Raw genomic sequence first — 26,279 nt, forward strand, 5'->3', positions numbered from 1 at the left:
GTGTAACCTTCGCGCCCCAGTTGAGTTCAGCTGCGGAGAGATGGCCGAGCGGTCGAAGGCGCTGGACTGGAATTCCAGTAACATCTTCACGGGTGTTCCAGGGTTCGAATCCCTGTCTCTCCGCCATTTCAATGGTTAGCGCTGCATCCCTTAACCCCGGATGCAGCCGCTTTTCCTCCCCGATGTTTCCAGATTGTTTCCATGAGCGCCGCCATGCGATCACTGGCGCCATACCGCGGCTTCGGCACCGCGTGCGCATAAATGGTGAGAGTGATTTGGACATTCGCGTGTCCAAGCGCCTTTGACACCGTCACGATGTCCACCCCTGCTGCGAGCAGATTGCTTGCAAAGGAATGACGCAGATCGTGATAACGCACCTGACGGATGCGGGCATGCTCAAGCGCCGGATGCAGTCCACGTTGCAGCAAGGCACTCGCGTGCATGGGCTTACCTCGCGCGGAGAGGCACACGAGCGCCAATGGACCGCGCTCATCATCCTTGGCGGCTGCCCGGCGCGCTTTCAGTAAGCACAGTAGTTTCGCCGGCAATAAGGAGCGAGCCTTGCCATCGGGCATCAGATCCGTGTAGCTCGCAGCTTCGTCGCGCGTCATCATGGGTGATCGATAACGTGCAGTCGATGCAGCCATTTGACACTGACGTTGCCTTCCCAACCCGGCGCCAACAGCCGCAATGGATAGCCTTGCTCCGGTCGAAGCGCTTCGCCATTTTGTCCGTAGACGACCAGAACATCATCCAACGCCTTCGCCAGCGGAATGCTTCGAGCGTGTCGAGACGCATCAGCACCTTCGGCGAGGATCCATCGAGCGGCGGGCTTGATGCCCACCTCCCTCAGCAATGTACTGAGCCGAACACCGGTCCATTCGCTGCAGCTGACGAGTCCATGACTTTGCTGGACCGTCGCACCCGGGCTGCCCCGATGCTCTGGCCCCGCATTACCGCCGCACTCGATGAAATGTATGCGGGACACCGATGGAAGCCGTTTCAACAAGCGCATCGTGAATCGCAACGGCCGCTCCACGAGACCATGAATGGCGAGCTCGTGGGTTGCAGGATCGATGGTCGGTACACCGGAATGGTGCCGCTCGAAATGCAGCGCTGATGGCGTAATGATCCCAAACTGATCCAGGAGAGGTGATCGGCTCGCTCCGGTCACGGTGTGGACGATGCAGACGGAAACATGCGACCGGAACGCTCGAACTGTGATCTTTCGCCGTACTCTCGCCTCGCGCCACCCAGCGTGCGCATTTCCTCCGCACTGACTGCCGCAGGAATCGCCGCGATTACCATTGAGCCGGCCCCAACGAAGGAGCGCCTGGTGAGTTGATTGCCGTGCATATGGTTCGCTGCTGCTTTCAACGCCCCAATTCCGCAACTGCCCGGTTCAGCTGCACCCGCTTTGCCAGCTCCGCCGCGCTCTCCTTGCGCTCGCTGTACCGGTCGACGAGATAGCTGGACACGCCTCTCGTCAGCAAGGTGAACTTCATCAGCTCCTCGGTAACGTCCACAACTCTCTCGTACAGCGCAGACGGCCTCATGCAACCGTGCTCATCGAATTCTTGGAATGCCTTTGGCACGGACGATTGGTTCGGAATGGTGATCATGCGCATCCATCGTCCCAGCACGCGCATTTGATTGACCGCATTGAAGGACTGAGATCCGCCCGACACCTGCATGACTGCGAGCGTCTTACCTTGCGTCGGTCGCACTGCGCCGAAGTTCAGTGGGATCCAATCGATTTGCGCTTTCAAGATTCCTGACATCGCTCCGTGTCGCTCAGGAGAGCTCCAAACCATGCCCTCGCACCAGCTCGCCAATTGACGTAGTTCCTGAACCTTCGGATGAGTGTCGGGAGCATCGTCAGGCAGTGGCAAGCCGGAAGGGCTGAAGAAGCGAACCTCCGCACCGAAGGCCACGAGCAACCGGCCAGCCTCCTCTGCAAGAAAGCGACTGAACGAGCGCTGGCGCGTGGATCCGTAGAGCACCAGGATGCGCGGCGCGTGCTGCATTTCTCGTGGCTGCAACCGCGAGAGATCTGGAATTTGAAAGTGCTCTTGCACGATGTTTGGAAGTTTCGTGGCCACGCCAGAACAGCAACTGGTCTTCGCTACTGCGGTGGGTTCGCTTGATGAACACCCGCAGCGCTGGCTTCCCGAAGATTTCGTCTCTTCGTCCTTGGCACAACATGCTCCACTGTTGGCGGTAGCAGGGCCGCCGCAACATCGAGCCGCTGCAGCCGATGAAGAGCTACCGGCGCTGACCGGCACGGGCACATCTGAGCCATTGAGTGTCATCACCTTCTCCATCGTACTTCGGCGAATTGCGAATACTCGTCGCTAAGAATCAGAGCGCCGCAATCAATTCCTTCAACTCATCCAACCTCTCAGCGTTGACGCAATAGCAAGTGCGCGTGTTCTCGTCAGACCCGAGAATCAAGCCCGCCTCTTTCAACACGGTCACGTGCTGAGAAATCGTCGAAGGCGCCAGAGGTAAGATGTCGGTGAGCTTTCCGAAGTAGCACGTGCCATAGTCGGCAAGATAGTTCAGCAACTTCACGCGTGCTGGATGTGCCAATGCCTTGCACAAGACTGCGAGCGATTCCTCGTCCAGCGCTCGGCGTGCGGACGATCGCTTTGGGGCTCTGCATTGCGCGGTGTTGGAACTCAAGTAGCAGCCATTCGTAATTCGACGAATTAAGAATAGCTCAGGCATGTCTTGCCCGTCAACGCAGGAAGATCGCGCCAGCTTCAGCGACGCTGTTGCCGTTCTCACGGCAATTCTCCTCCGGATCCGCACCTCACTCCTGTTGTATGGACCGCAGATAGGCAACCAGTCGGTCTAGCATGGACTCGGCACGTGCACGGCCCACCGGATCCTGAGGACCCTCGGGGCCGGCGAATTTCAGTCCCCAGACGGGCATGTAGGGCAGCCCATGAGCCGGCTGCTCAAATCTTCCGTCGATCGCGCGCTTCACGTACTCCGCAGGAAATTCCCCATCATGACGCTCGGCAATTCCAGTCAGGTCGGGAACGTCGATCTTGAGCAACGGCGCCATCGGACCATTGCCTTTCCCACCCGCTCCCATGACAACTCGTGCACAGTTGCCCATACAGATCCATTCCGGACATCCGAACGAGTTCCTCCTGATATGAGGCATAACTGCTGCATGCTCCGAGCGATGCAATTGCAGCAATAGCCATGATGTTTGAGAGGCTCGACAGTCGCATGATGATCCCTCCGTTCCAACCGGCCGTGTGAGTCAACCTTGCGGGCTTTCTTGCATCTCACGACAGTACTGTTGGAGGCTTTCCGGCAGTTCTTCCGGGCACTTGCCGCACTGACGGTTTCCAGAGAGGGCGTAATCGATGAACTTCGGGTACGGCAAGTTGAGCTTGCTCATCAACTCTACGAACTCCTCAATGGTTCGCTTCCCGCCCAAACGCGGGTTGCGTTCCTTCTCCTGAGCGATACTCGACACCCATCGACCATGATAGTCATGCGCCGGGTACACGAGAGTGTCCGGCGGCAGGCTGAACAGCTTTGCACGTATGCTCGTGTAAAGAGCTCGGGCATCGCCACTCTGAAAATCCGTGCGTCCGCAACCGTCGATCAGGAGCGCGTCCCCGGTGAAGACGCGATCGCCCGCGACAATGGCGAAATGATTGTCCGTGTGCCCTGGAGTGTGCATCGGGTCGAGTCGAACTCCACCGAGTTGGAGCGGAACGCCGTCCTGCAGACCCACATCTGTGCACTCGAGCCCGTCCAGCGCCGGTAGCGCGATGCGACTGCCCGCCTCTCGCTTGAGCATCGTCGCCGACGTGATGTGATCGGCATGGATGTGTGTATCGATCGTCATCACTAGCTGCAGGCCGAGATCGTTCACAACCTGAAGATCGCGCTGCCATGTCGGCATGACGGGGTCTACCAATACCGCCTCACGAGTGTGAGGACACGCTAGCAAATAGGTATAGGTAGAGGAGACCGGCTCGAACAATTGACGGAACAACATGATGCACCCCTTCTCAGTTATGAGAGCCTCATCCTTCAATGTCCCGCCTCATGCGTCGCCTGATCAGGCGCAGCCGCTCGGGACGTGGCTTCGGGATCCAGCGTGGACATTGCCTGGTGCTCACTCAGAAAGACACCACCGGTCAGGTGCTGCCGAAATTCCGATCGCTTCAGTCGATCGAGCACCGGGCCTTTGACTTCGGAAAGATGCAATGTCACCCCCGGCTTGTTTGGGGCGATCGAAAATCCCTTCCAGACTGTCGAGCGCACTCGCATCGATATAGTTGACGGCTGCGCACACGAGCACGACGTGCCGGACGTCGGGACGCCGCGCAACTTCGTCGTAGAGCCGATCCTTCAAGGTAACGAGCATCGGCAAAGTAGAGACTCTCATCGACCACGACCACGACCACGACCACGATAGTCACTGCCATGGCAGAGAAGTCACTGCGCGAATATCGCCAGGTGCGTGCCGCACCGCTCCAGGGTCGATGAGCGAGAGCACCGAGACGATGATGGTCGCCGCGAGCGCAGCCTGTGGTAAGTCACGGAACATCGGAGTGAACAACACTGCCACGAAAGCAATGCTGGCAGCCGTGAACACACTCGCGAGTTGGGTGCGTGCGCCGGCATCGAAGTTCACCACCGAGCGTGCAAGGCCGCCGGTGACAGGGAAGCCGCTGGTGAGCGCCGCCGCGACGTTCGCCGCACCGAGACCGACGAGTTCCTGGTTCGCATCGACGCGCTCGCGGCGCCTTGCCGCCAGGGTCTGGGCGACGGAAATGGATTCGACGAATCCCTATGAGGCCGATCAGCGCCGCCGCTGGCAACAATTCGGCCCACGCCGCCGGGTCCAATCGTGGCAACGACAACGGTGGCAACCCCGCCGCTACGCTGCCGACCACAGGCACACCTTGCCTTTGTCGGGAGCACCGTTTAGTGCTGATCAAGACAGAGATTTTGCCGCAACATTGCTGCTGATGCTGCCTTCATCGTTCCGTTAGGAGAGCTGCCGCCTGCGAACGCGCTATCGCCGAGTCGTATACCGCATCCCTCGAGCATGCCAGCACCAAGGAACTCATCACGCAAATCGAAGGAATGACCGAGGAGCACGAACTCTTCAAGGCCACCGTCAAGGTCCTGGCTGAGTACGTGAGTACCCGCGCTCAGCGCCCAACCGGCGCCGGAAACGTTCCATTCCGACGCCAGGACCGCTGTTCGGCCGCCTGCTCACTGCCCCATCTCTGCTTGTTGGCCGTCGTTGTAGATACCGATCCGCGCTAGCCACAGACGTGGCCCGACGCGGAACGCCGCCTCTGCTGATCGCTCACGAGTCATCCGCCCTCCTGGCCAGCGGCATCTACGCACTGATGCGTGGATCCCGGCGCTGACCTGCGAGGCAGCGTCACCTCATGAGTGCGTGGCCCGATCGCTCGATGTAAAGGCCGGAGCGGGTTGCTGCTACCAGATCAGCTGTCCGGATCGGATTGGCAGGAAGCAACCAGAAGCTGGTCATTGGTCAGAACCACGTCACTCCGGCCGATTCGACGGCCGACGTTGTCGTTCGGCGGGCAGTGGCACAAACGCGAACCTCGTGGCTGGCTCGGCCTCAGTCATCATGATGACCGCCTCTGACGCGCCGCACTTTTCGCAAATCAGCGATGGCAACGCCGCGAGCTGCTCGGATCTCAGATCGGTGCCGTCGTAGTGAGTTACGTCGCCGCATCCCGCGCAAGTTCGGTGAATGACTTGCGCGACAGGGATAGTGCTCGTGCCCATGTTTTTTCTCCCACCAGCAAGTGGTGCACAGTCAACAATGATCCCCCGGGCCCGATCAAGTCGGCAATTTCCCTCTTGCCGATGATTTTCCAAGTCCTTGGTCGATGCGCATCTCGGCGCGCCGCGAGTTGCTCCCGTTCCCCTTTTCGATCGCTCGGCGTCATGGCGCAACGCAGTTGACACAGAATCCGAGGGCCTGCGCGGATGTCCAGCACTGACGAGTCCTCTCATAGCGCCGTACACAGCAACGGCAACCCCAGCTTTTTCATCAACGGCGCCGTTGCAAGCCGACGGGTCACCCCGCTACGCCATTGAACGCGATGGCGGTAGCGGCCGGAGATGATGGAGCCGGACCCGTTGTAATGAGCCGTCCTGGGCCACGCACAAGAATGGAGTGCGCGCCCGTCGAGCGATGATCGGCGCCCTGAACTTTCGCCCGGAACGAGGCATTCGAGGAAGTGCTGATATCCATGTGGATCACCGACATCCTCCGGCAGGCACGCGTTCTAGCCTGCCACGCATAGAGTCGTACGCAATTCGAGATCGGGCCATCGTGGTGTGTGGAAACGACGACCCGCCGCCAGATCAGCGGCTCGAACTCCAACAGTTCGATCCATGACGCGACAGGACATGATTTCGGCGGTGAAGTCATTTCGCCATCCTCTACAAGGCCGAAACCTGGCGCGTCGCGGGGGTCATTCATTGCAGGAACGTTGGGATTCTCTCGTTCATTGGGGAGGGGCATCCGTTCCTCAACAGCGAATGTCGATGCGTGATCCCAAACCACGCGGCACCGCCGCGCAAAGCACAACAGGAGAGAGACATGGCCACCAGGAAACAATCGACGCGCCGTAGCAAAAAGGAGTCGCCTGATGCGACCGAGCTACTGGCTCTTGAACTGCAGGAAATCCACAGTGCCGAAAGCCAACTCGCGCGCGTCTTGCCGCGACTGATCAAGGCTGCGAACTCGGAGGAGCTTGGCAAGATGCTGGAACAACGCCTGACGCAGGGCGAGCGCATTATCGCGGAGGTTGAGGCCTCGCTCGAGGAACTCGACATGACGCCGGGGCGCAAGAAGAACGTAGCCGCCGAAGGACTCGTCAACGATGCACGTGAGCACGTGCAGGAGATCGAACGCGGGCCCGCGCTCGATACCGTGCTCATCGGCGCGCTGCAGAAGACAGAGCACTACTGCATCGCTGCCTGGGGCACGACGCGTGCCTTGGCTGAGGCCGTCGGCCACAAGAGCGCCGTGAAGTCCATGGAACGGGCGCTGAAGGAAGGCAAGACAGTGGATGAGCAATTCACTCAGTTGGCCGAGCAGGAAGTGACGCCGGCGTTGCTCGCGCAAGCGTCCGACGACGACGGACGAGGCGAACCGCCGCCAGGCTCACGATCCGGCAGCGGCGCGTCCGAACGCCGTGCGAACTAGCGCCACGACCCATTCTGCGGAATCGTCTGCCAGAAATTGGCGCAACGCCGAGGCGCGCAGGAACCGAAAAAATCGTCTGCACGTTCGCGAAGAATTCCAGCCCGCAACGATCGCTCAGGAGGACACCATGAAGACCGCATCAATGGCAATCGCCATGTTGTTCGCAGCATCCCACCTGGCGCAGGCCCAGCAGTCCCCGCCCCCGCCGGATATCAACGAGCGCAGTGCAGCGTCCGCCACGGGCAGCCCATCGCAGTCGCGCAGCCGGCTGTCCAGCGAGGAGTTTGCAGAGAAGGCCGGCGCTGCAGGACACGCTGAAGTCGCGATGGGAAAGCTTGGATCACAGAAGGCGCAAAGCGCGGCGGTCAAGGCCTACGCCGAGAAAATGGTGGCTGACCACACCAAAGGCAACCAGGAATTGGCAACGACCGCTGAAGCGCAGGGATTCGACGTCCCCTCTTCCCCGGATGCCATGCACAAGATGATGCATGAGAAATTCAAGCTGCAGAAAGCGGATGCCGAATTCGACCAGGATTTCATGAAACAGATGGTGAAGGACCACAAGGCAGTGATCGCGCTGTACGAGACTGCGGTCAGCGATCCGGACGTCGATCCGACGCTGCAGGCTCTTGCCAGGAAGACGTTGCCGACGCTGCGCGACCACCTGGCGCAAGCCGAGAAATTGGCCGATCAGCCACGATGAACGATTGCCACGCAATCCCGTCCCCCTCCCGCACGTGGCTTCGTGCCACGTGCGGGAGGGCATACCGACGCTGTATCGTTCCTCCCTACGGACAACGGGCTGGATGGCGGCGTGACCGACGTCATTGCCACGGCTGCACGACCACCTTCACGCATTGGTCCTGCTTGTCCCGAAACATCTGGTAAGCACCCGGCACGTCATCCAATGAGATGCGGTGCGTGATGATCGATGTGGCTTCGATCTCGCCCTTCTCGATGCGCTCCAACAACGGACGCATGTAGCGATGGCAGTGCGTCTGACCACTGCGAACCGTGATGGCGCGATTCACGATGGCACCGAACGGCACCTTGTCGATGACACCCCCGTACACGCCAGGGACCGACAGCGTGCCGCCATTGCGACAGGCCATGATGGCCTGTCGCAATACTCCGGGCCGATCGGTCTCCAACCTGAGTGTCGTCTTCACCCGGTCATAGGCTCCGTGAATGCCCGGCATGTGCGCCTCCATGCCGACGGCGTCGATACAGGCGTCCGGTCCGCGGCCAGCCGTCAGATCCTTGAGCGCTTCCTGTACGTCCAGGCTCTCGTAGTCGAGCGTTATTGCGCCGCTGTGCTGCGCCATCCGCAGCCGCTCCGGAAAGCGGTCGATCGCAATCACGCGCTCGGCGCCCATCAGCAAGGCACTCTTGATCGCAAACTGTCCCACTGGACCGCAGCCCCAGACGGCGACCGTGTCACCCGCCTGGATGTTGCAGTTCTCTGCCGCCATGTAGCCGGTGGGCAGAATGTCCGACAGGAACAGCACCTGCTCATCGCTCAGCGCCGCCGGTACCTTCAACGGACCGATATCGGCGAACGGCACACGCACATACTGCGCCTGACCGCCGGCATACCCGCCGAGCATGTGCGAGTAACCGAACAGGCCTGCAGGCGAATGTCCCCACAACTTCTCTGCCAGGTGGGCATTCGGGTTGGAATTTTCGCAAAGCGAATACAGCTCGCGCGAGCAGAAGAAGCAATTGCCACACGCGATCGGGAACGGCACGACCACGCGGTCACCCACCGCGAGGTTACCGACACCCTCGCCCACCTCCACGACCTCCCCCATGAACTCGTGGCCGAGGATGTCGCCGCGGTACATGCCCGGAATGTAGCCATCGTAGAGATGCAGATCGGACCCGCAGATCGCGGTGCTGGTCACTTTGATGATGGCGTCGCGTGGATTGATGAGATGGGGGTCCGGCACCTCCTCGACGCCGACCTCGTGAATGCCCTGCCAGCACACGGCTTTCATGGCTCCCTCCTGCTCAGCGTCTCGCCAATAAAACTGCGCTGACCCGTGGGCTGCCCACGCGTCGTGGCCCTCTCGCCCGTTTCGATGAACTGCTTCAATGCCCGCAGGTCCTTCTTCACCTGCAAGCCCGGGTCCTGACCCAGCAGTCTGGCCAGCGCCGCACCTGCCGCACCGCCGGGAATGCCGTAGTGGATCTGGACATGAACGACCGTGCCTCGCGCGCCGGGCGCGGGTGCGAAGCGCACGCTTCCTTCATGGCGGACCTGCGAACCGGCACAGGTCGACCAGCGCAGCAGCGTATCGGGCTCGTCCTCGACAATCTCGGCGTCCCATTCGACGGACTGGCCCGCCGGCGCTTTGGCCACCCAGTGCGAACGGCGTTCGTCGACGCGCTGCACGCTCTCCAGATGAGTCATGACCTGCGGCAGATTCTCCACGTTATGCCAGAACGCATAGAGCCTCTGCGGTGTCGCATCGATGATCAAACGTTCGCTGACCGTGACGTCACCCGCCGCTTCACCCAGTGCCTTGCGCGCATGTGCGTTTGCGGCATACGCGTCGACCGCCGTGACACCCAAGACGGCGCTGGCGGCCGCCAGCAGCCGCAACGGCTGGGATTGCGGAGATTGCGCAGCGCGCGCGAGCAATGCCAGATCGAGCGCATCACCCGCCACCCGCGCCATCGCCCCGGTCGCCGGCGCCCGCCCGGACAGCAGACCAAGACCGTTGGCGATTTCTCGTACGCCGCACAGGCGCACCAGCCGGGCATTCCCACCGCCCGTGCCGATCAGTCGTTCAAGACGACGCGGTGCCAGCAACTCGACCACGCCGAGTCCGACGCTGATCCAGCCGAGCGCGCGATTGACCCGCTGGGGATCCGTGGCATCCAGCGATGCACGCAGGGACATGCGTCGCGACGCGAATGATCTGTCACGAGTGTCCGCGGTACCCGAGATGAATTCACCGGCAATAGCCATGGCAAATACCTCCTGCAGCATCGAATGAAAAGTGAAGGTTCAAGCCTGTACGTGCACGGCAAGTTCCCCCCGTCGAGGAACAAATCCCTGCGGCGTGCCTTTGCCCATCGACCAGACTTGATCACCGACTTGATCAATAGCGCTGATGTCGCGAACACGCTGCCGCGAACGTCATCGCCTCGGTCGACTGGGTAGACATCGTTCTATGGCTTGCCGACCGCCGCTTCCGAGGACGCGCCAATGAAGTTGGTCTCAAGGTCCGCCGCTTGCTGGCACGATGGCGTACAACCGCCGTCACACCCGTCCCTGTCCGGCAACGTCACCGCTGATGTCTGTGTCATCGGCGGTGGCATCGCGTTCACCGCGTCGGCCGTTCATCCTCCGCGGGCAACGTATAGTTCTCCTCGATGAGCGCCCGAACCTGCCTACGTGATCCGGCGGCATCCGAGTGCTGGTCCTCTTCGATTGCCATGATCCGGTCCGCGAGTGATTCATCCTTGATGCTCTCGCGCAGCCATGTCGAAATCTCGCCTCGTCGTAAATGAAAGAGCCATGTCTCGTCGTCTACGCCATCCGCCAGTTCCATGAACTGGATGAGATTGTAGGCCCGCAGCTTGAGCTTTTCCTGTGGGCCACGAAAATAGAAGGAGCGATCCTCTGGCAATGACCCTTTCGCATACTTGCGCAGGTGTCGCCGTCGTTCGGTCCGGCTGTGCTCGAGCACGAGCAACTGTGCAGGCGTTGCGGCGGCTCGATGCCACAGCAGCGCCTCGCCTTCCGGGATCTTGTTCACCGACACCGGCGGATCCGCCAGCTCATGCACGCTCGCGAACTCATGCAGCATCGCCTTGGGCTTGTCGCCCACCACCAGTAGCGTCCCAATGCCCTGCAGGGCAGCGGGCGCAATCAACGCTGGCGTCACGCTGACGAGCACTACGCCATCCAGCCGCTGTGGCAAGGCGAGATCCGTAGGTTGCCAGTCTGCGGGCATCACATGATGGGCTTCGTCGACAATCAACCAGTGCGGGCGACCGGTTTTCGCACGCAGATCGCGCAAGCGTGCGAACAGCGTCATGAAGAAGGCGGGACGATCATTGAATTTCAATCCCAGCAGATTGATCACAGCACTTTCGTATGGCGTGCCGATGACCTTCAGGCATTCGTCCGCCGAGGGCGCCCGCTCGGGACTGCCGAGCACCACCGCGCCTTCCACGTTGTCGTAATCGCCTTCCGGATCAACGATGCAGAAGTTGTAACCCTTGTCCTGCAAGCGCTCGACCAGCCCCGTGGCCACGGTGGACTTCCCGCCGCCGGACGTCCCGACAATCAGCATGCTCGTGCCGTAAGGCGACAGTGCCACTTCTTCCGCCTGGTCGTTCATTCCCAGCCGGATGTGATGTCGGCGCAGAACGCTGTCGAGCGGCGCCAGATCGCTTGCCAGCATTTCCTGAATCAGCTCCGCAACGCCTGCCCCGTGATCCTGGCTCAATACCCAATCTGCCTTGTCCTTGACTGACGGCAGCGCATTGGCGACCGCGGCCGAGCATTCGCATGCGGCGAGAAATGCGTGATCGTTCTCCGCGTCACCGACGCCGACGGCGTTGTGTGCAGAGAGATTCAGTTCTTCCAGCGCTGCGGCCAGGCCGGTGGCTTTGTTGACCCCGCTCGGCAGTACCATGACCGCGCCCTTGTTGAATATGACCTGCAACTCCAGCCCCAGATCCCGGATGGTCTCCAGGACCACACGCTCATGAGGCTCCCACGTCGCCACGATGCTGCGACCTACCGAGACCCGATCGACACCCCGCTGACGAAGGGCCTCGACAAATGTTGCCGCGGGCGGCTGTCCCAGCACCCGTTCCTCCGTGGTGGCCGGTCGATAGAGGAGCGCGCCGTTCTCTGCGACGACCCGATCAAAGAGATCGAGCCGCGGGCAGACGCGACTCAGGTCATCCAGTTCACGACCGGTGACCAGCACGAGTCGGCGGCCCGAGGCACGCAATGATTCCAGCGCAGTCAGCGTCGCACCATCGACCCGTCCGTGATTCGCAATGGTGCCGTCGTAATCGGCGCATAGCGCCAGGTAGCGCATTGGCTTGACTCCGCCTCTGGGATGATGTGAGAACGTGGCCTCGCTCTGATCAGTTCCGCCAGGTGTCGGCGAGTCAGGTGTCGGCGAGGATCGGACTGGCCGTCTTCACCCTGAGACTCCCTACTTCCCCTTCGGTTGCCAAGTCAACCTATTAATTTTCCGCAGGAAACCTTCTGGTGACGTGCACGTTACAGTCCTGCGCCCTGCGATGCGCAGCATTCTGCCGGATGGCTGACACATGAGGATTGCCCAGATCGCGCCGCTCTACGAAGCCGTGCCGCCGAAGCTCTATGGCGGCACCGAGCGGGTCGTGGCCCATCTCTGTGATGCCCTGGTGGATCTCGGGCATGACGTGACACTCTTTGCGAGCGCTGATGCACATACGTGCGCCGGGCTGATTGCAATGCGCGATCAGGCGATCCGCCTCGATCAGGAGCCGCTGAAATCCGATCTTGCGGCGCATCTGACCATGCTTGCAGAAGTGAAGCGGCGAGCTGCGCAGTTCGATGTCCTGCACTTCCATATGGACATGCTGCATTTTCCGATCTTCGAGCAGTACGCCTCGCGCAGTGTCACCACGCTGCATGGTCGGCTGGATCTCAAGGACCTGCCTGCGGTGTATCGACACTGGCCGCAGTACGGACTGGTGTCCATTTCAGATTACCAGCGACGTCCGTTGCCATTTGCCAACTGGCTGACAACAGTCGCTCATGGCATACCGGAAGCGTCGCTGCGTTTCTCGCCACGCAGCGAGGGCTATCTGGCATTCCTCGGCCGGATCTCGCCGGAAAAGCGTCCGGATGTGGCGATACGCATCGCCCGGCAGGCCGGCATCCCGCTCAAGATTGCCGCCAAGATTGATGCCGTGGATCGCGTCTATTTCGAAACGCTGATCGCACCCTTGCTGGACGACCCGCTGGTGGATTTCATTGGTGAGATCGGCGACGCCGAAAAGTCAGCGTTCCTCGGTGGGGCCCTCGCGCTGCTCTTTCCCATCGACTGGCCCGAGCCGTTTGGCCTCGTCATGATCGAGTCCTTCGCCTGCGGCACGCCCGTGATCGCCTGGAACTGTGGATCTGTGCCGGAAGTCGTGGAACCCGGGAAGACCGGGGTCATCGTGTCGAACGATGCGCAGGCGCTGCACGCCCTGGATCACGTTGCGACACTGGATCGTGCCGCAGTACGCGCCGCGTTCGAACAACGGTTTACGGCCGACATCATGGCCTCTGCGTACCTGACGGTGTACTCCAACATCATCGACAGCGAATTCGAACGACGCGCGTCGTGAACGGCGAGGCACGGCTCCTTGCACCGCGATACGCCGCGATTGACTGATTCGTGGAGATCCGCATGAGCATTGCCGAAGAACCGGGCGAGAAACCAGGCCTGTTACCCCGCCTGACGCTGAAAGAGTCCAACAGCTTTCTGCTCGCCGACGCGCTGGGCGACATCCATGGCGGCAGCGACGGGTTCTTCACCAACGATACGAGATTGATATCGCAGCTGTCGCTCGCGATTGCCGGACGCCGGCCCTCGTTGCTCGGCGCAGCGATCTCGCAGGACAACACGCTCTTCACCGCACACCTGAGCAACCGGCCCTTGATGGCGCCCGGCGAACTTGCCATTCCGCCGGGCGTGATCTACGTCGAGCGCGAACGGCTGCTGTGGCAGGACCGGATGTATGAGCGAATCCAGCTCACAAACTTCGGGGAACATGACGTAGAGGTAGCGCTCGCCCTGTCTTTCGCAGCCGATTTCGCCGATATCTTTGAGGTGCAGGGCCAGGTGCGCAAGCAACGCGGCACCTTGCTGCCGCCGGAAGTGGACAGCAACTGCGTGAGCCTTGCCTACAACGGCCGTGACGGCATCGTGCGACGCGCCTGCATTGAATTTTCTCTACTGCCGCAGGCATTGACGCACCAGCAGGCGCAGTTCGTACTGGCTGTGCCTAAAGGCGGGCTACGCCGGTTGTTTCTGGAGATCGGCGCGAACCGCGTCGGTGTCATCTCGTCTGAACGTTTTCGCCGAGCAGCGCAGCTGGCTGGTGACAGCATGGGTCAGCGGCTACGCCAAGGCGCTACCGTCACGTCGCCGGCGCGTCTGTTCAACCAATGGCTGGACCGGTCACGCTCGGACCTCGCCCTGCTCACGACACCGCTTGCGACCGGGCCATACCCCTATGCGGGGATTCCATGGTTCGCAACTCAGTTCGGACGCGATGCAATCATCACGGCGCTACAGACGCTCTGGATCAACCCTCGCCTCGCCGCCGGTGTTCTCAACTTTCTGGCGTCGACACAAGCGCGCGAGGAGTCCGCGTTCCGCGACGCGCAGCCGGGGAAAATCATGCATGAGACCCGACGCGGCGAAATGGCGGCCTTGCAGGAAGTGCCCTTTGGTCTCTACTACGGAGGCGTGGATACCACGCCGCTTTTCATCATGCTCGCCGGGGCCTATGAAGGTCATACCGGTGATCGCTCGGTCGTCGATGGCATCTGGCAGCCACTGCTCAATGCCATGGACTGGGTGGAGCGCCGCATGGCACAAAGCCCCATCGGTTTTCTCGACTATGCCCGTGGCGAGCGCACCGGCCTGGTAAATCAATCGTGGAAAGACAGCCACGACTCCATGTTTCATGCCGACGGTACCTTTCCGGCACCGCCGGTAGCTGTCGCCGAAGTCCAGGGCTATGCCTTCGCGGCGTTGCGCGCAATGGCCGACCTTGCCGGACACCGCGGAATGAGCGACGCGCAGGAGCGCTGGCAAAACGCAGCCGAAGGGTTGCGATTCGCCATAGAGGAGCGTTTCTGGATTCCCGGCATGAATTATTACGCCATTGCGCTGGATGGACAGGGAGACCCCTGTCAGGTCTACGCGTCCGATGCGGGACACCTGCTGTATTGCGGCGTGCCGAATGAAGAGCGCGCTGCCATCGTCACCGCGCAGCTTCTGTCCCACCGCTTCTGCAGCGGATGGGGCATACGCACGCTGGCGAGTGATCAACCGCGTTTCAACCCGATGTCGTACCACAACGGGTCGGTCTGGCCTCACGACACATCCATATGCGCCGCGGGCATGGCCCGCTACGGTGCACACGGCAGTGCAGCCGACCTTCTGAATCAAATCTTCGAGACCGCGATTCACTTCAACATGAGGTTGCCGGAACTGTATTGCGGATTTCCCAGAGTGGCGGGGCAAGGGCCCGTCCCCTACCCCGTCGCCTGCCTGCCGCAAGCATGGGCCGCCGGCGCCGCATTCCTGCTCTTGCAGGCGTGCCTCGGCCTGTCGGTGGATGGACGCTCCAAGACCGTACACATTACGCGGCCGGCCTTGCCTCCCGGCATAGAAGTCCTTCATGTCACCGATCTGGCGGTGGGCGATGCAACGATCGATCTGGAGTTCCGCAAATCCGGAGAGGAGGTCCTCGTCGTCCCGACGAAGCATATTCAGGGTGAGGTTCACGTGCTGACCGGCGCTTGAGAGAATCGTGCCGACTGGCGCGTAGCAGATGATGAGCTTCGCAGACGTGCGGGCATGTCGGTCCGTTGACCGCTGCGAGACGCGCCTTATCGAGCCAACCGGAATTTCACCGCCTCCGACCTCTTCGGTCGTCGGCCGCCCTTCGTCGCAGCAATGGCCACACGGCGAGGCCACAGGCGACGGCCCCGTGAGGAAGATACCCGCTGCCCCAGGTGTTTCTTGAATCCCGGACGCAGCCGTCGAGGCGTCAGGTGATAGTCGACGACAGACGAAACGGCGGTCGTCGCCGCAGCCGCGGCCAGATGGCCACCGACAGAGGTCGAACGACGCTCGCGGGCGAACGCCACTTCATGCAGCCCCGCCCACATCGTCGCGGCGAATTGATGAATGGCGTAACCGACCACCGTGTTACGCACAGTGAAGCGCCGCCTGTAGGCCTCTTGCTCTCCCCACAACCACTGGCTGGGTCCATTCAGGGGGCCTGCGGCACTGCCTTCGGACACTTTGCCACACGCGGCGAGCATCGCCGCGGATGTTGCCGCAGTGATTGCACCGCTGATCAACGTATCGCGCAAAGCGGCTGAAGGAATGTCGACCGTCGAACGTGTGTGATGAGACACGACTTTCACCCGCTGGCGAACAAATCTGGTTGCCGAGGCGTCTGCTTCAAGGTCATGGCCGCGTATTCGGTTCCTGTTACCGATGCAGCAAATGAAAATCCTTCTCACAGGTGCCACTGGATTCATCGGATCGCATCTGGCGCCGGCGCTGACCTGCGCCGGACACCGCGTCGTGGCCGCACAACGTCGCCCCTCGCGCGCAAGTGAATACGTGATTGCGGATTTCTCGCGCGATCACGCTGACGAGATATGGGAAGAGCGGCTGGCTGGATTCGATGCCGTGATCAATGCGGTGGGCATCATTCGCGAACAGGGCGATCAAACCTTCGATGCTCTACACACGCGCGCGCCGCGGGGGCTCTTCGCCGCCTGCGCTCACGTGGGTATTTCGAAGGTCATCCAGATCTCCGCGCTCGGCGCCCCATCCGGCGTGACGCCATACTTCGCAAGCAAGCACGCCGCTGATGAGTTTCTGGCGTCGCTGCCAGTGGCGTGGACCATTGTGTACCCCTCGCTTGTGTATGGGACCGAAGGCGCCAGCGCACAGCTGTTCGAAACACTGGCGAGCCTGCCGCTGATTCCCCTTCCTGGTGAGGGCCTGCAACGCCTGCAGCCGGTGCATATCGACGATGTGGTCGCAGCGATCGTCGCCGCCGTGAGCAGTCAGTCGGTCGGTCATCAGCGCATTGCGCTGGTGGGCCCGGAGGCCTTCAGCTTGCGCGACTACTTGGCGACGCTGCGTCGCTCGATGGAACTTGGCCGGCCACATTTCATCCACGTCCCGATGCCGCTCGTCAGGGCTGCAGCGTCGGCCGCGACCCGCACAGGCGTCGGGCTGCTGGATCGAAATACCCTCACCATGCTGAACGCCGGCAACGTCGCGGACGCAGGGGCCATCGAACGGCTGCTGCAGCGACCCCCACGCTCGGCCGATGAGTTCATCGATGCCCGGCAGGCGCGGTCGGCCGGCATCACTGCCGTGCTGCGATGGATGCTCCCGCTGGTGCGCCTGTCCATTGCCATCGTCTGGTTGTGGAGCGGTATCACCTCGTTCGGTCTGTACCCGCGTGAGTTGAGCTACGACATGCTGTCCGCCAGCTTCATTCCAGCGGCATGGCAGCCGCCCGTACTCGTCGCTGCCGCCTCGCTCGATGTGCTTCTTGGGATTGCCACCCTCGCCTTGCGGCGACGACAGATGCTGTGGCTGTTGCAGATCGCGGTGATGGGAACCTACACGCTCATCATTTCGGCAACGCTGCCAGACCTGTGGCTCCACCCCTTCGGCCCGGTGCTGAAAAACCTGCCCACGCTCGCAGCCATTTTGCTGCTCTACTGTCTGGAGCCGCTCACGGAGCGTTCTCAATGGAATACCTGATCACGAAGTGGCTGCATGTGCTCTCGTCCACCATTCTGTTCGGCACCGGCATCGGCTCCGCGTACTACATGCTGTTCACCAGCCTGACGCGCGATGCCCGTGCGACGGCGGTCGTGGTGCGTCATGTCGTGATCGCCGATTGGGTCTTCACCACACCGACCATCATCCTGCAGCCGCTCACCGGCTTCTATCTGATTCATCTGGCCGGCTATCCACTGAGTCTTCCCTGGATTTCATGGTCCATCGCGCTGTACCTGTTTGCCGGTGCCTGCTGGCTTCCGGTCGTGTGGATGCAGATCCGAATGTGCGCCCTGGCGGCGACCGCGGCACGCGACGGCGTCGATCTGCCCCTTCCGTACTGGCGCTACCTGCGATGGTGGGTCGCCCTGGGCGTGGGCGCCTTTGTTGCGCTGCTCGTCGTCTTCTATCTCATGGTGGCCAAGCCCGCCTGACCTCACGCGAGCCAATCCCTCACCGACTCAGCGGCGCCGGGCTTGCGCGGTGCGAGGCGGCTTGTCGATGGGTGCGCACCAACTCCTCCAGGATCGGCAGGCCCGCGACTACGATGAATGTGGCGAGGATGAGCCAGCCGCCCGGCTCGACTGCGTCACGCCATGCCGGCGTCGTGCGCTGCGGCCATTGCAGCAGCATCAGCAGCGCGACCGCGACGCAGGGAATGACGTTCATGAAGCCATGCACGAACTGCTCGAGCACCGTGATGCGGCGGCGGGATGTCGTAAATGCCACATCGACCACCGACAGTCCGGTATGGGCAATCACACTGACGATCATGACCCCGAACGCCGCCAGACTGGGCGTCATGAGTAGCGCAGCACCCAGCAGTGCGAACAGGGTCCCGAACTGCGCCAAGTGCAGCCACGATTCGGTCGGCCCGGAGGTGTGTCCGATATCCGTTGCACGGTGACACAGGTAGTCACACCCACCCGCCACCAACCACGCGGGGTACAGTCCCCACGCGATGAAGGCCAGGACCATATCGTCCGGCTGCTCCATGGTGGGCACGCCCTACACAGGCAAGTGCCGGCGCGAAGCCCGCGCGCAGCACGGGCCGGCCGCTAGGCACTTCATCGCCCGGGCGGGACGTTCGCCAGTTGCGCAAGGGAGTCGCGGGCCTTCTCCAGATGCGCAAGCACGGCGGGCAACTGCGCGGTGGCATAGCGTTTGAGAGCGTCATTCTGACCATTGCTGATTTCCCACATCAGCAGTCCCGCTGCACGTTGGTGATCCTGGACCTGTGCTGTCAGGTAATCGGCGTCGAACTGTGCGCCCGACTTGCTGCTCAACTCCTCGGCCACGTGGCGATGCTCCGGATCGAGTTCCTTCGGTACCTCGGCGGCCGGGCTGCGATTCAGCCGCAGCAACTCCTGCCCCGACTTCTCGTGCTCACTCACCATGTTCTGCGCGAACTCCCGCACGCCCGGCGTTGCTGCCTTCTTCTGCGCGACTTTTCCCAGTTCGACTTCCGCGCGGTTGCCGAGTGCAAACTGGCGGATGAACAGCTGATCCTGCGCATTGCGGTGATCGGGCGCGGGTCGCGCCACATTCACACCGGGGGTGTCCGCCACCATGCCGGCAGGATTTCCCATGGATTGCCCCCACGCAATGAGGGGGCTGCACAGCAATGAGACGCTTGCGACTACGACCTTCATGATCTTTCTCCTAAAGCGTCAGCATGTAGGTAACCAGCGATTCCTTTTCCTGTGCCGTGAGCTTCAGACCCAGCACGAGGTTGAAGTACTCCACCGTATCGGCCAGCGTCAGCAGACGCCCGTCGTGCAGATACGGTGGCGAATCCTTGATGCCGCGTAACGTGAAGGTCTTGATCGGTCCATCGGGGATGACCACCTGGTCATTGAACACCTGCCCCGGTTTATAGAACCGCTCAAGCTTCAGGTCGTGCATGTTGTTGTCGAGGAAATGGGTGGCAGGAACATGGCACTGCGCACACTTGCCCTTGCCCATGAAAACCTCCTCGCCTGCAAGCTCCGCCGGCGTCGCCTTGGCAGGATCAAGCCGTCCCATAGGGTCGAGCTTGGGTGCGGGCGGGAAATCGATGATGTTCTGCATCTGCGCCATCATCGCGACCTGGTTGGGTCGATCGGGCAGGTGAACGCCTTTGCGTGTGGCGCTCACATGATCACCATTGAAGTAAGCCGTGCGCTGCTCGAACTCGGTGAAATCCTCGACGGAGCGCAGTGACCGCTTCGAGCCGTGAATCTGCTGATTGAACAGCCCCCGCAGGCTGGTGGAATCCAGGCGGAAGCGGGCCGACTGCGGCCGCACGTCCGGCGTGAGATGGAAGGCCGCATTCGTATGGAAGTTCGCATGACAATCAAGACAGGTAACGCCGAGGCTCTGCTCGGCAACTTTTCGGTCCTCGGTCTGGTTGAACTCCTCCTGCGGAAACGGCGTCAGCAACAGTCGCAGTCCCTCCATCTGCACCGGCGTGATGATCCCTACCATCATGCTGTAGTAATTGCGGATCGTGAGCAGCTTGCCGCCGGATACATCGCCCAGTTCCGGTCGCGTCGTCAGGAAAATCGGCGCGGGGAATTCCGGGGTGAAATGCTGTGGCAGATCGAATTCAACATCGAAGCGATTCAGATCGCGCGCCTCTGCCGTGCGTATCTGATCGATCTGCTCGCGCGGAAATACCTGGCCGCCGGTTGCCTGTTTGACGTGTGGCAGTGGCAGGAACCCTTTGGGTAACAGATCGCGATTGCGGATCTCATCCGCGCCCATCTGATTGAGCTGATCCCAGGACACCCCGCCGTGCAATTTCACGCGCACTCCGTCCTGGATCGACTGGCGGCCACCCGCCATCTTCACATCCGTGCGCGGCCGGTTCGACAGGTCATAGCGTTCTTCGAGCAACGCACGCTGACGGCGTTGCACGGCCGGTTTCGCCGCCTCGTCGTTACGACGCACGACATCCGGCGGCAAAGTCGGCAACGGTCGGTAGGTCGCATCGGGCGGCAGCGGGTCCGACATGAGCGATGTACTCATCAGCAGGACCGCAGCCGCTGCGCCGCCGACATATCCCATCTTCCGCGAAGCGAGCCTGCACCTCACTTGCACCGCATCGATTTTTGCAGACATTGGAAACTCCGTGATTTGCGCCCCGGCTACTGCGGGGCCTGGAAGCTGCCGACCAATTCACCGCTGGCCAGGACGTGGCCGCGAAGAGCCTTCAGCAGCGCCTGACGATTGAATCCTTCCGGCAGATCGAGCCTCGTATCGAGCGCGAACACCTGGAAGTGATAGCGATGCGGCGGATCGCCGAACGGCGGGCGCGGTCCGAAGTACCCCTGCTCGGTCTTCGAGTTGCTGCCCTGGAGGGCCTGCACCCGGCGCGGTTGATATCGTTCATCGATCGCTTCGGGTAGGCCTCGTAGCGACGGTGACGCATTGATGAGCGTCCAGTGCACGAACGGCAGCGGCGCAATCGCATCAGGGTCTTCCATCAACACCACGATGGACCGTGTGCTGGCCGGGACGTCCGACCAACTCAAGGGCGGCGATATCCCTTTGCCGTAGTCGGAATATTTGCGGGGAATGATGCCGCCCGCTGCAATGGCCGGCGACCTCACGCTCAGCGTGCGTGGCGCTTCGAGGATATCGATCGCGAGCGACTGGGAACTCGTTTGCTCCACTGAGGGCGCACCATAGCTCACGCGATAAAGAGTGTTGTTGGTGTCGTCGCCGACAATCAGCGCGCCGTCCGGCGTTTCAGCCAGACCCACCGGTCGAGCAAAGAAGCCGAAGCTGCCGTCGCTTTGTTGCTGCAGGAATCCGGAGACCAGCGGCTCGAATCCTTCGAATTCGCCGCCCGCGAATCGCAATCGAACGACTTCGTAGCCGCTTGGCGGCTTGCGATTCCATGAACCGCGAAAGGTGGCGTAGGCGTCATCACGATAGTCCGCCGGCAGCTGCGAGCCTGCATAGAACCGCATCTGCATCGGGGCAGCGTGCGGGGTGTACAACCCGACGGGCTCCTCGCTGCGTTCGGCCCATTGCTGCGAGGTCAGGAACAGCGGCTCAGTGTGCGGATTGATCTGGTCTTCATCGTAGACGTAGGGCCAGCCATAGCGCTTGCCGGCGACGAGCAGGTTCAGCTCCTCGCTCTGCTCGTTGTCGCCGAGCATGTCGATTCCGTGATCCAATCCGAACAGGCGTCCCGACCCGGGCTGCCAGTCAAAACCGATGGTGTTCCTCAATCCGGAAGCGAAAATTTCGCGCCCCCACCGGTCAGCACGGGCCCGACGCCGTTCCAGAGCAGGCACGCGCAGCAGCGTGGCCACCTCCGGATTGGGATCCCGACATTCATTGCACAGCGATCCGACGCTGATGAACAGATCGCCTTCGGGCCCAAACCCGATCGTGCGGTTGGGGTGCTGCCCTCCGTCCGGAAGATTCCGGACGACGGTACGTAACGGTCCCACCGAGCCATCGCGGAAGATCGTCGCGACGTACACCCGCTTGATGTCTGTCAGGTAGATCTCGTTTTGACGAATGGCGAGACCGTGCGCCTGTTTCAACCGAACGACGATGCGTTGGGTGTCGGCAATTCCATCTCCATCCAGATCACGCAGCATTACCACATTGCCGGGAGTGCGTTGCGTGACATACACGGCTCCGTCCGGCGCCACCGCAACGATCCGGGGATTGTCGAGACCCTCCGCAAATCGTTGCAGGTGAAAGCCGGAGGGAAGCTCAAGCGTCGCCAGCCGCGCATCCGTTGCGGCGAGTCGCTGCGGCTCATAAATGTGCGCCGTGATCTCAACGTCGGTCAGCTGTCCCTGCTGCGCTTCGGCGATGGGAATCGCGAGCGCTAACAACCCCGAGAGAATCGGGCGGTACCGCGACGTGTTGGTTCTCATTGCAGTTCTCCGCGACGAGGCACAGGAAGCCGGTTCTCACAGCAGCTCTGGCTGCTGCGAGAGCAGGTTCAATTCCCTTCCCAAATTTTTTGTTCCTGCTCCGTCTTGTTGATGCTCCGGGTTGCTGGATCAAACAGACCGGCTGGCCCTGATTCGTGACTTGCCAGAAGCTCTCCATGCTCTCGTTGCGCGATGACGCCTCCACAACAATCTGGTGGCTAACAACATGGCAGGCGCGCCTCGTAAAGCGACCTCAGAGGTGACGCTTGTGGCTGTAGCCGCCTGTCTGCGTCTCTACTTCGTTGGGAACGCGTTGTTCGTTGGGACGTTGCTGCACAGCCGTGCCCGCAAACAATCGGAAGGGAGCCCGCCCATGGACCGACTCACTGCAACGACGGTCAGCCTTTGCACCCTGCTTTCGCTGGCCGCATGCCAGGGAGGCGACACACCATCGAAGGTGGCATCTCCTGGCGACGAGAAGACGGCCGGCACCGGTGCACTGGAGTCGGGTGCCGCTCTATTGCAGACCATGCCACCGATCGGTGCGATCAACGCGTATCTCGATGGGTTTCACTTCTACAGCGGACGGATGCAGGCGCAGATGGAGGCACATCACTACTGCGCCATCCTCAACGAGGAGCTCATCCAATGCGCCATCTATGACGGCAACCTCAAGGACGCGAAGCTCATGGGGGTCGAGTACATCATCAGCAGCCAGCTGTTTGCAGGACTGCCAACTGCCGAAAAATCGCTCTGGCACAGCCACGTCCACGAAGTGAAGTCCGGGCAACTCGTTGCACCCGGCATTCCCGAGGCTGCCGAGCACGCCCTGATGAGCAAGCTCATTCATACGTACGGCAAGACCTGGCACACCTGGCATACGGACCTGGATCACCAGCTTCCCCTGGGCGTGCCGCAATTGATGATGGGTTTCACCGCAGACGGGCAAAGCGACCCCGCCATGATTCGGGAGCGCGACCAACGATTCAATGTCAGCAGCGAAGAGAAGCGACGCAATCGGGCGGACATTGCCGCCCCTCCCATCGATCCAGGCGCGGACAGCTGGCAGAACGGAACTGCGATCCAATTGGCCGACCCGACCGCGGGACAGCCCTCTCACTGACCGCGTTTGGCTGAACGCGTTGGCCTCGGGTCAATCATCACGTCGATCGCGCCCGCGATACGCCGTACGCGCTGCGATAGCCACCAATGACGATGACCGCGGGTGACCCTGATGAAGCCTGAGGTCGAGACGAGAGGCGGCTCGCAGCCGCCTCTCGCAGGCGCATCGCAGTGACTGCCTTTACTGCTTGCGGCTCGACGTGGTGTTGGCACCTGATCCCATGTCTCGTCCGGCGGACCGCTGGTCGGTCGAGCCACTGCTGCCGCTCAGCCCGGAGGATTCGCCGCTGGATGTCGATCGTCCCTGCGGGGATTGACCCGACTGCACGCGCAGCTGGTTATCAATCTCCTTCACGCCACCGCATTGGTCGATCATCTCTTCGACCTGGTACTTTCCGGCGCGACTATCGATAGTGCCCGTCAGCTTCACCACCCCGCCACTGACGTTGACGGTGATTTCACTGGCGTCGATATTGGGATCGTCGGAGAGCCGTTCGCAGATCATCTCCCTCAGGCGGTCGTCCGAACGCTCGTATCCTTTCGGCCCTTTGCCGCGATGCGAACCCTGCCCCCATTGCTGTGACTCGGAAGAACCTCCGGCATAGCTTGACCTGGAACCAAACGACGATGACCCGCCTTGCGCGCCCCAATCACCGCCGCCCCAGTCGGAGCCGTAGCTGCGCTGCGAGCCAACATTACTGCGGCCGCCAAAGTCCGAACCATAGTTTTCACCGGACTGACGGCCGCTGCGTCCATAGCCACCACCCTGGCCGCCGTAACCGCCCTGCGAAAAACTACCCTGGTCTCTGCCCTGGCCGCTCTGCCTGAAGCTTCCCTGACCACCCTGCTCGTGGCCACCTCGGCCGTAATTCCCTTGGCCGAAGCTCTCCTGCCCGTAGCCACCTCCCTGCCGGCGATAGCCACCCTGCGCGTAATTCGCTTGGCCGTAATTCCCTTGGCCGAAGCTCTCCTGCCCGTAGCCACCCTGCCCGTAATCACCGCGCTCCGAACGACTGCCGCCGCCATAGGCGCGTCCATAATCGGACCCGGCGCGATACGCTCCGCCCTCTTCGCCATAGCCCCCGTAGTCGCCTACGCCTTCGGTCGAGCGCGGTGCATCGCTGTCTTCATCCCACTGATTTCCAGCGCGACGCTGATTGTCATCATCAACGTTGCGATACGACTGTTGCGCACGACCGCGATTACTTGAACTGTCCGGTCGCTGCCAATCTCGTGACTGGTTTGCCATGATGCTTCTCCTCAACAGATGTCAGTCTTTTACGTCGACGAATCTGAAATGCTGCTGACTATCCAAGGCTCATCCACGCAGTAACCGCCGTGTCACCGCATGTCGCGCTTGGCCCCAGCAGCGCTCCAGACGATGTAGCTCCGCCAGAAACTCAGGTGAATACATCGCAGAGACGAAATAGCGAAAGCCATTCATTGTTCCCGATCGCATCTACAGAAACAGCGCCACCCATGCCGACCATTTCGCCTGTTTGTTTTATCAACTGTCACAACGTACATAAAATATTTACCTGCTGTCCGGCGCTTTCGCAGCAGGCGACGGATGCGTGGCGCGATTTTACCTGGAAAGAGAGAGAGAGCCTGGCGCTGCGACGCCGCTCTGAGGCAACGCCTGTGCCATGGGTTCGATCGTCAATGCCTTTGATCCACAATCGATAGCGTATGCCCCTCGGCAACTCCGGCCTTGGATCGAACCCAGCCCGCGTACAGCCAACCGTTAATCCGAAGCTCCACATACCGCCATTTGTGGCCCAACTCGTGCGATCGCGCAAGCACGGTCAGAATTTCTTTGGCGCGTTCCTGATCGCTGTCGACAATCTCGGTTCTCATTGCATCACCTGACCCGTCAGTCCCGCCGTAGCCTGCGGCTGACCTCTACTTCGTTCGAACTCCGCAGCTCTCACTGTTACATCCACTGTTACTCAATCCGGTTGGCGAGCCGATCGATGAAAGGGTTCGACCACGATCACGCATGAAACTCGCCGGCAACGTGAGATCGTCTTCGTCTACGTATTCCAGCAGCGGTCCCCACCGAGCCCGATGCTGGGCAGCGACGATGACACTGACCCTGACAGCGGGAACGGAAGCGCTGCGCGCGTTCTATCGCATCGTCGAGCAGCGTCTTGCCGCCAGCTAATGAGCAGTACTGCTTCGGCACGGACACACCATCTGCACTGGTGAGAGACCGTAAGCGCTTGCCGTCGCCACCGGCGAGGACCAGCACCCAGTCGTGTGAGTTCTGCTCTGTCGTTGATTCACTCATACATTCTTCTCCCACTTTCGTGTGGTTACGTCAGCACCCGATGCGAGCGGCGACTGTCAACGTAGTTGTCGCCTCCGGTTCTAAGCAGCCTCCTGCATGAGGGCAGGCTGCGTTGGCCGATTCAGCCAGACTTGATCGGACAACGACCAGTCGCGAGTGTTGCGACTCCATCGCGCTGGGTATCGGGC

At 61.4% G+C, this 26,279-nt stretch carries 24 protein-coding genes, 1 tRNA gene and 1 pseudogene; 9 read left to right on the forward strand and 17 right to left on the reverse strand.

Annotated features, from left to right (window positions below):
• Window positions 1-34 precede the first annotated feature (34 nt).
• Window positions 35-126, forward strand: a tRNA-Ser gene (locus tag VIZ63_RS16780).
• A gap of 2 nt (window positions 127-128) precedes the next feature.
• Here VIZ63_RS16780 and VIZ63_RS16785 read toward each other — a convergent pair.
• The 3 genes from VIZ63_RS16785 to arsH form a co-directional block, all read right to left on the reverse strand.
• Window positions 129-614, reverse strand: a complete 486-nt coding sequence (locus tag VIZ63_RS16785) for a tyrosine-type recombinase/integrase (RefSeq protein ID WP_331610830.1) — start codon at window positions 612-614, stop codon at window positions 129-131.
• Window positions 611-1,174: a molybdopterin-dependent oxidoreductase gene (locus VIZ63_RS16790; RefSeq protein WP_331610853.1), complete on the reverse strand. Its 564-nt coding sequence runs from the start codon at window positions 1,172-1,174 to the stop codon at window positions 611-613. Before VIZ63_RS16790 ends, VIZ63_RS16785 begins: the two co-directional genes overlap by 4 nt.
• 199 nt (window positions 1,175-1,373) lie before the next feature.
• Window positions 1,374-2,102: an arsenical resistance protein ArsH gene (arsH, locus tag VIZ63_RS16795; protein WP_349261211.1), complete on the reverse strand. Its 729-nt coding sequence runs from the start codon at window positions 2,100-2,102 to the stop codon at window positions 1,374-1,376.
• Between arsH and VIZ63_RS16800 the strand changes: the two genes are divergently transcribed.
• Window positions 2,095-2,358 (forward strand): hypothetical protein, encoded by a 264-nt coding sequence (locus VIZ63_RS16800; protein ID WP_331610831.1) that lies wholly within the window; start codon window positions 2,095-2,097, stop codon window positions 2,356-2,358. The two genes, arsH and VIZ63_RS16800, sit on opposite strands and share 8 nt — an antisense overlap.
• Window positions 2,359-2,361: 3 nt before the next feature.
• Here VIZ63_RS16800 and VIZ63_RS16805 read toward each other — a convergent pair whose 3' ends face one another.
• From VIZ63_RS16805 to VIZ63_RS25445, 4 genes and pseudogenes are all read right to left on the reverse strand, one after another.
• Entirely contained in the window at window positions 2,362-2,790 is a 429-nt protein-coding gene (locus tag VIZ63_RS16805) for a metalloregulator ArsR/SmtB family transcription factor (protein ID WP_331610832.1), read from the reverse strand.
• A 25-nt stretch (window positions 2,791-2,815) separates the two neighbouring features.
• On the reverse strand, window positions 2,816-3,103 hold the full coding sequence (locus VIZ63_RS16810) for a hypothetical protein (RefSeq protein ID WP_331610833.1): 288 nt from the start codon (window positions 3,101-3,103) through the stop codon (window positions 2,816-2,818).
• 174 nt (window positions 3,104-3,277) lie between these two features.
• Window positions 3,278-4,027, reverse strand: a complete 750-nt coding sequence (locus VIZ63_RS16815; RefSeq protein ID WP_331610834.1) for an MBL fold metallo-hydrolase — start codon at window positions 4,025-4,027, stop codon at window positions 3,278-3,280.
• A gap of 35 nt (window positions 4,028-4,062) precedes the next feature.
• A pseudogene (locus VIZ63_RS25445) lies at window positions 4,063-4,940 on the reverse strand (SulP family inorganic anion transporter); the annotation flags it as partial.
• Between the two features lie 1,688 nt (window positions 4,941-6,628).
• Here VIZ63_RS25445 and VIZ63_RS16825 point away from each other — a divergent pair.
• Both VIZ63_RS16825 and VIZ63_RS16830 read left to right on the forward strand, forming a co-directional pair.
• Window positions 6,629-7,237 carry a ferritin-like domain-containing protein gene (locus VIZ63_RS16825; protein ID WP_331610836.1) on the forward strand — a complete coding sequence of 203 codons (609 nt, stop codon included), beginning with the start codon at window positions 6,629-6,631 and terminating at the stop codon, window positions 7,235-7,237.
• Between the two features lie 127 nt (window positions 7,238-7,364).
• Entirely contained in the window at window positions 7,365-7,940 is a 576-nt protein-coding gene (locus VIZ63_RS16830; RefSeq protein WP_331610837.1) for a DUF4142 domain-containing protein, read from the forward strand.
• 121 nt (window positions 7,941-8,061) lie between these two features.
• On the opposite strand, the gene VIZ63_RS16835 is transcribed toward VIZ63_RS16830, so the two are convergent.
• The 3 genes from VIZ63_RS16835 to VIZ63_RS16845 form a co-directional block, all read right to left on the reverse strand.
• Complete coding sequence (locus VIZ63_RS16835) at window positions 8,062-9,234, reverse strand: zinc-dependent alcohol dehydrogenase (protein WP_331610838.1); 1,173 nt, start codon at window positions 9,232-9,234, stop codon at window positions 8,062-8,064.
• A complete protein-coding gene (locus VIZ63_RS16840; protein WP_331610839.1) occupies window positions 9,231-10,211 on the reverse strand; it encodes an SRPBCC family protein in 981 nt (326 codons plus the stop codon). Before VIZ63_RS16840 ends, VIZ63_RS16835 begins: the two co-directional genes overlap by 4 nt.
• 358 nt (window positions 10,212-10,569) lie before the next feature.
• Window positions 10,570-12,303, reverse strand: a complete 1,734-nt coding sequence (locus VIZ63_RS16845; protein WP_331610840.1) for an HAD-IIB family hydrolase — start codon at window positions 12,301-12,303, stop codon at window positions 10,570-10,572.
• A gap of 238 nt (window positions 12,304-12,541) precedes the next feature.
• Here VIZ63_RS16845 and VIZ63_RS16850 point away from each other — a divergent pair, with 238 nt between their 5' ends.
• On the forward strand, window positions 12,542-13,591 hold the full coding sequence (locus VIZ63_RS16850) for a glycosyltransferase family 4 protein (protein WP_331610841.1): 1,050 nt from the start codon (window positions 12,542-12,544) through the stop codon (window positions 13,589-13,591).
• Window positions 13,592-13,653: 62 nt separating this feature from the next.
• Window positions 13,654-15,783: an amylo-alpha-1,6-glucosidase gene (locus VIZ63_RS16855; protein WP_331610842.1), complete on the forward strand. Its 2,130-nt coding sequence runs from the start codon at window positions 13,654-13,656 to the stop codon at window positions 15,781-15,783.
• Window positions 15,784-15,869: 86 nt separating this feature from the next.
• Here VIZ63_RS16855 and VIZ63_RS16860 read toward each other — a convergent pair whose 3' ends face one another.
• Entirely contained in the window at window positions 15,870-16,403 is a 534-nt protein-coding gene (locus VIZ63_RS16860) for a hypothetical protein (protein ID WP_331610843.1), read from the reverse strand.
• A gap of 91 nt (window positions 16,404-16,494) precedes the next feature.
• Here VIZ63_RS16860 and VIZ63_RS16865 point away from each other — a divergent pair, with 91 nt between their 5' ends.
• A complete protein-coding gene (locus VIZ63_RS16865) occupies window positions 16,495-17,778 on the forward strand; it encodes an SDR family oxidoreductase (RefSeq protein WP_331610844.1) in 1,284 nt (427 codons plus the stop codon).
• Complete coding sequence (locus tag VIZ63_RS16870; RefSeq protein WP_331610845.1) at window positions 17,766-18,230, forward strand: DUF2269 domain-containing protein; 465 nt, start codon at window positions 17,766-17,768, stop codon at window positions 18,228-18,230. Before VIZ63_RS16865 ends, VIZ63_RS16870 begins: the two co-directional genes overlap by 13 nt.
• A gap of 19 nt (window positions 18,231-18,249) precedes the next feature.
• Here VIZ63_RS16870 and VIZ63_RS16875 read toward each other — a convergent pair whose 3' ends face one another.
• The 4 genes from VIZ63_RS16875 to VIZ63_RS16890 form a co-directional block, all read right to left on the reverse strand.
• On the reverse strand, window positions 18,250-18,801 hold the full coding sequence (locus VIZ63_RS16875; protein ID WP_331610846.1) for a hypothetical protein: 552 nt from the start codon (window positions 18,799-18,801) through the stop codon (window positions 18,250-18,252).
• Window positions 18,802-18,863: 62 nt separating this feature from the next.
• Entirely contained in the window at window positions 18,864-19,448 is a 585-nt protein-coding gene (locus VIZ63_RS16880; protein ID WP_331610847.1) for a DUF4142 domain-containing protein, read from the reverse strand.
• 10 nt (window positions 19,449-19,458) lie between these two features.
• Window positions 19,459-20,844: a cytochrome B6 gene (locus tag VIZ63_RS16885; protein ID WP_349261213.1), complete on the reverse strand. Its 1,386-nt coding sequence runs from the start codon at window positions 20,842-20,844 to the stop codon at window positions 19,459-19,461.
• Window positions 20,845-20,924: 80 nt separating this feature from the next.
• The gene (locus VIZ63_RS16890) at window positions 20,925-22,679 is read right to left on the reverse strand and encodes a YbhB/YbcL family Raf kinase inhibitor-like protein (RefSeq protein WP_331610849.1); all 1,755 of its coding nucleotides are present in this window, start codon (window positions 22,677-22,679) and stop codon (window positions 20,925-20,927) included.
• Between the two features lie 373 nt (window positions 22,680-23,052).
• Here VIZ63_RS16890 and VIZ63_RS16895 point away from each other — a divergent pair, with 373 nt between their 5' ends.
• The gene (locus VIZ63_RS16895) at window positions 23,053-23,802 is read left to right on the forward strand and encodes an OBAP family protein (RefSeq protein ID WP_331610850.1); all 750 of its coding nucleotides are present in this window, start codon (window positions 23,053-23,055) and stop codon (window positions 23,800-23,802) included.
• Between the two features lie 180 nt (window positions 23,803-23,982).
• On the opposite strand, the gene VIZ63_RS16900 is transcribed toward VIZ63_RS16895, so the two are convergent.
• Both VIZ63_RS16900 and VIZ63_RS16905 read right to left on the reverse strand, forming a co-directional pair.
• Window positions 23,983-25,050 (reverse strand): BON domain-containing protein, encoded by a 1,068-nt coding sequence (locus tag VIZ63_RS16900; protein WP_331610851.1) that lies wholly within the window; start codon window positions 25,048-25,050, stop codon window positions 23,983-23,985.
• 410 nt (window positions 25,051-25,460) lie between these two features.
• The gene (locus VIZ63_RS16905; protein WP_331610852.1) at window positions 25,461-25,658 is read right to left on the reverse strand and encodes a hypothetical protein; all 198 of its coding nucleotides are present in this window, start codon (window positions 25,656-25,658) and stop codon (window positions 25,461-25,463) included.
• Window positions 25,659-26,279 lie beyond the last annotated feature (621 nt).

The organism is Povalibacter sp. (genome assembly GCF_036520495.1).
Classification (GTDB): Bacteria; Pseudomonadota; Gammaproteobacteria; order Steroidobacterales; family Steroidobacteraceae; genus Steroidobacter.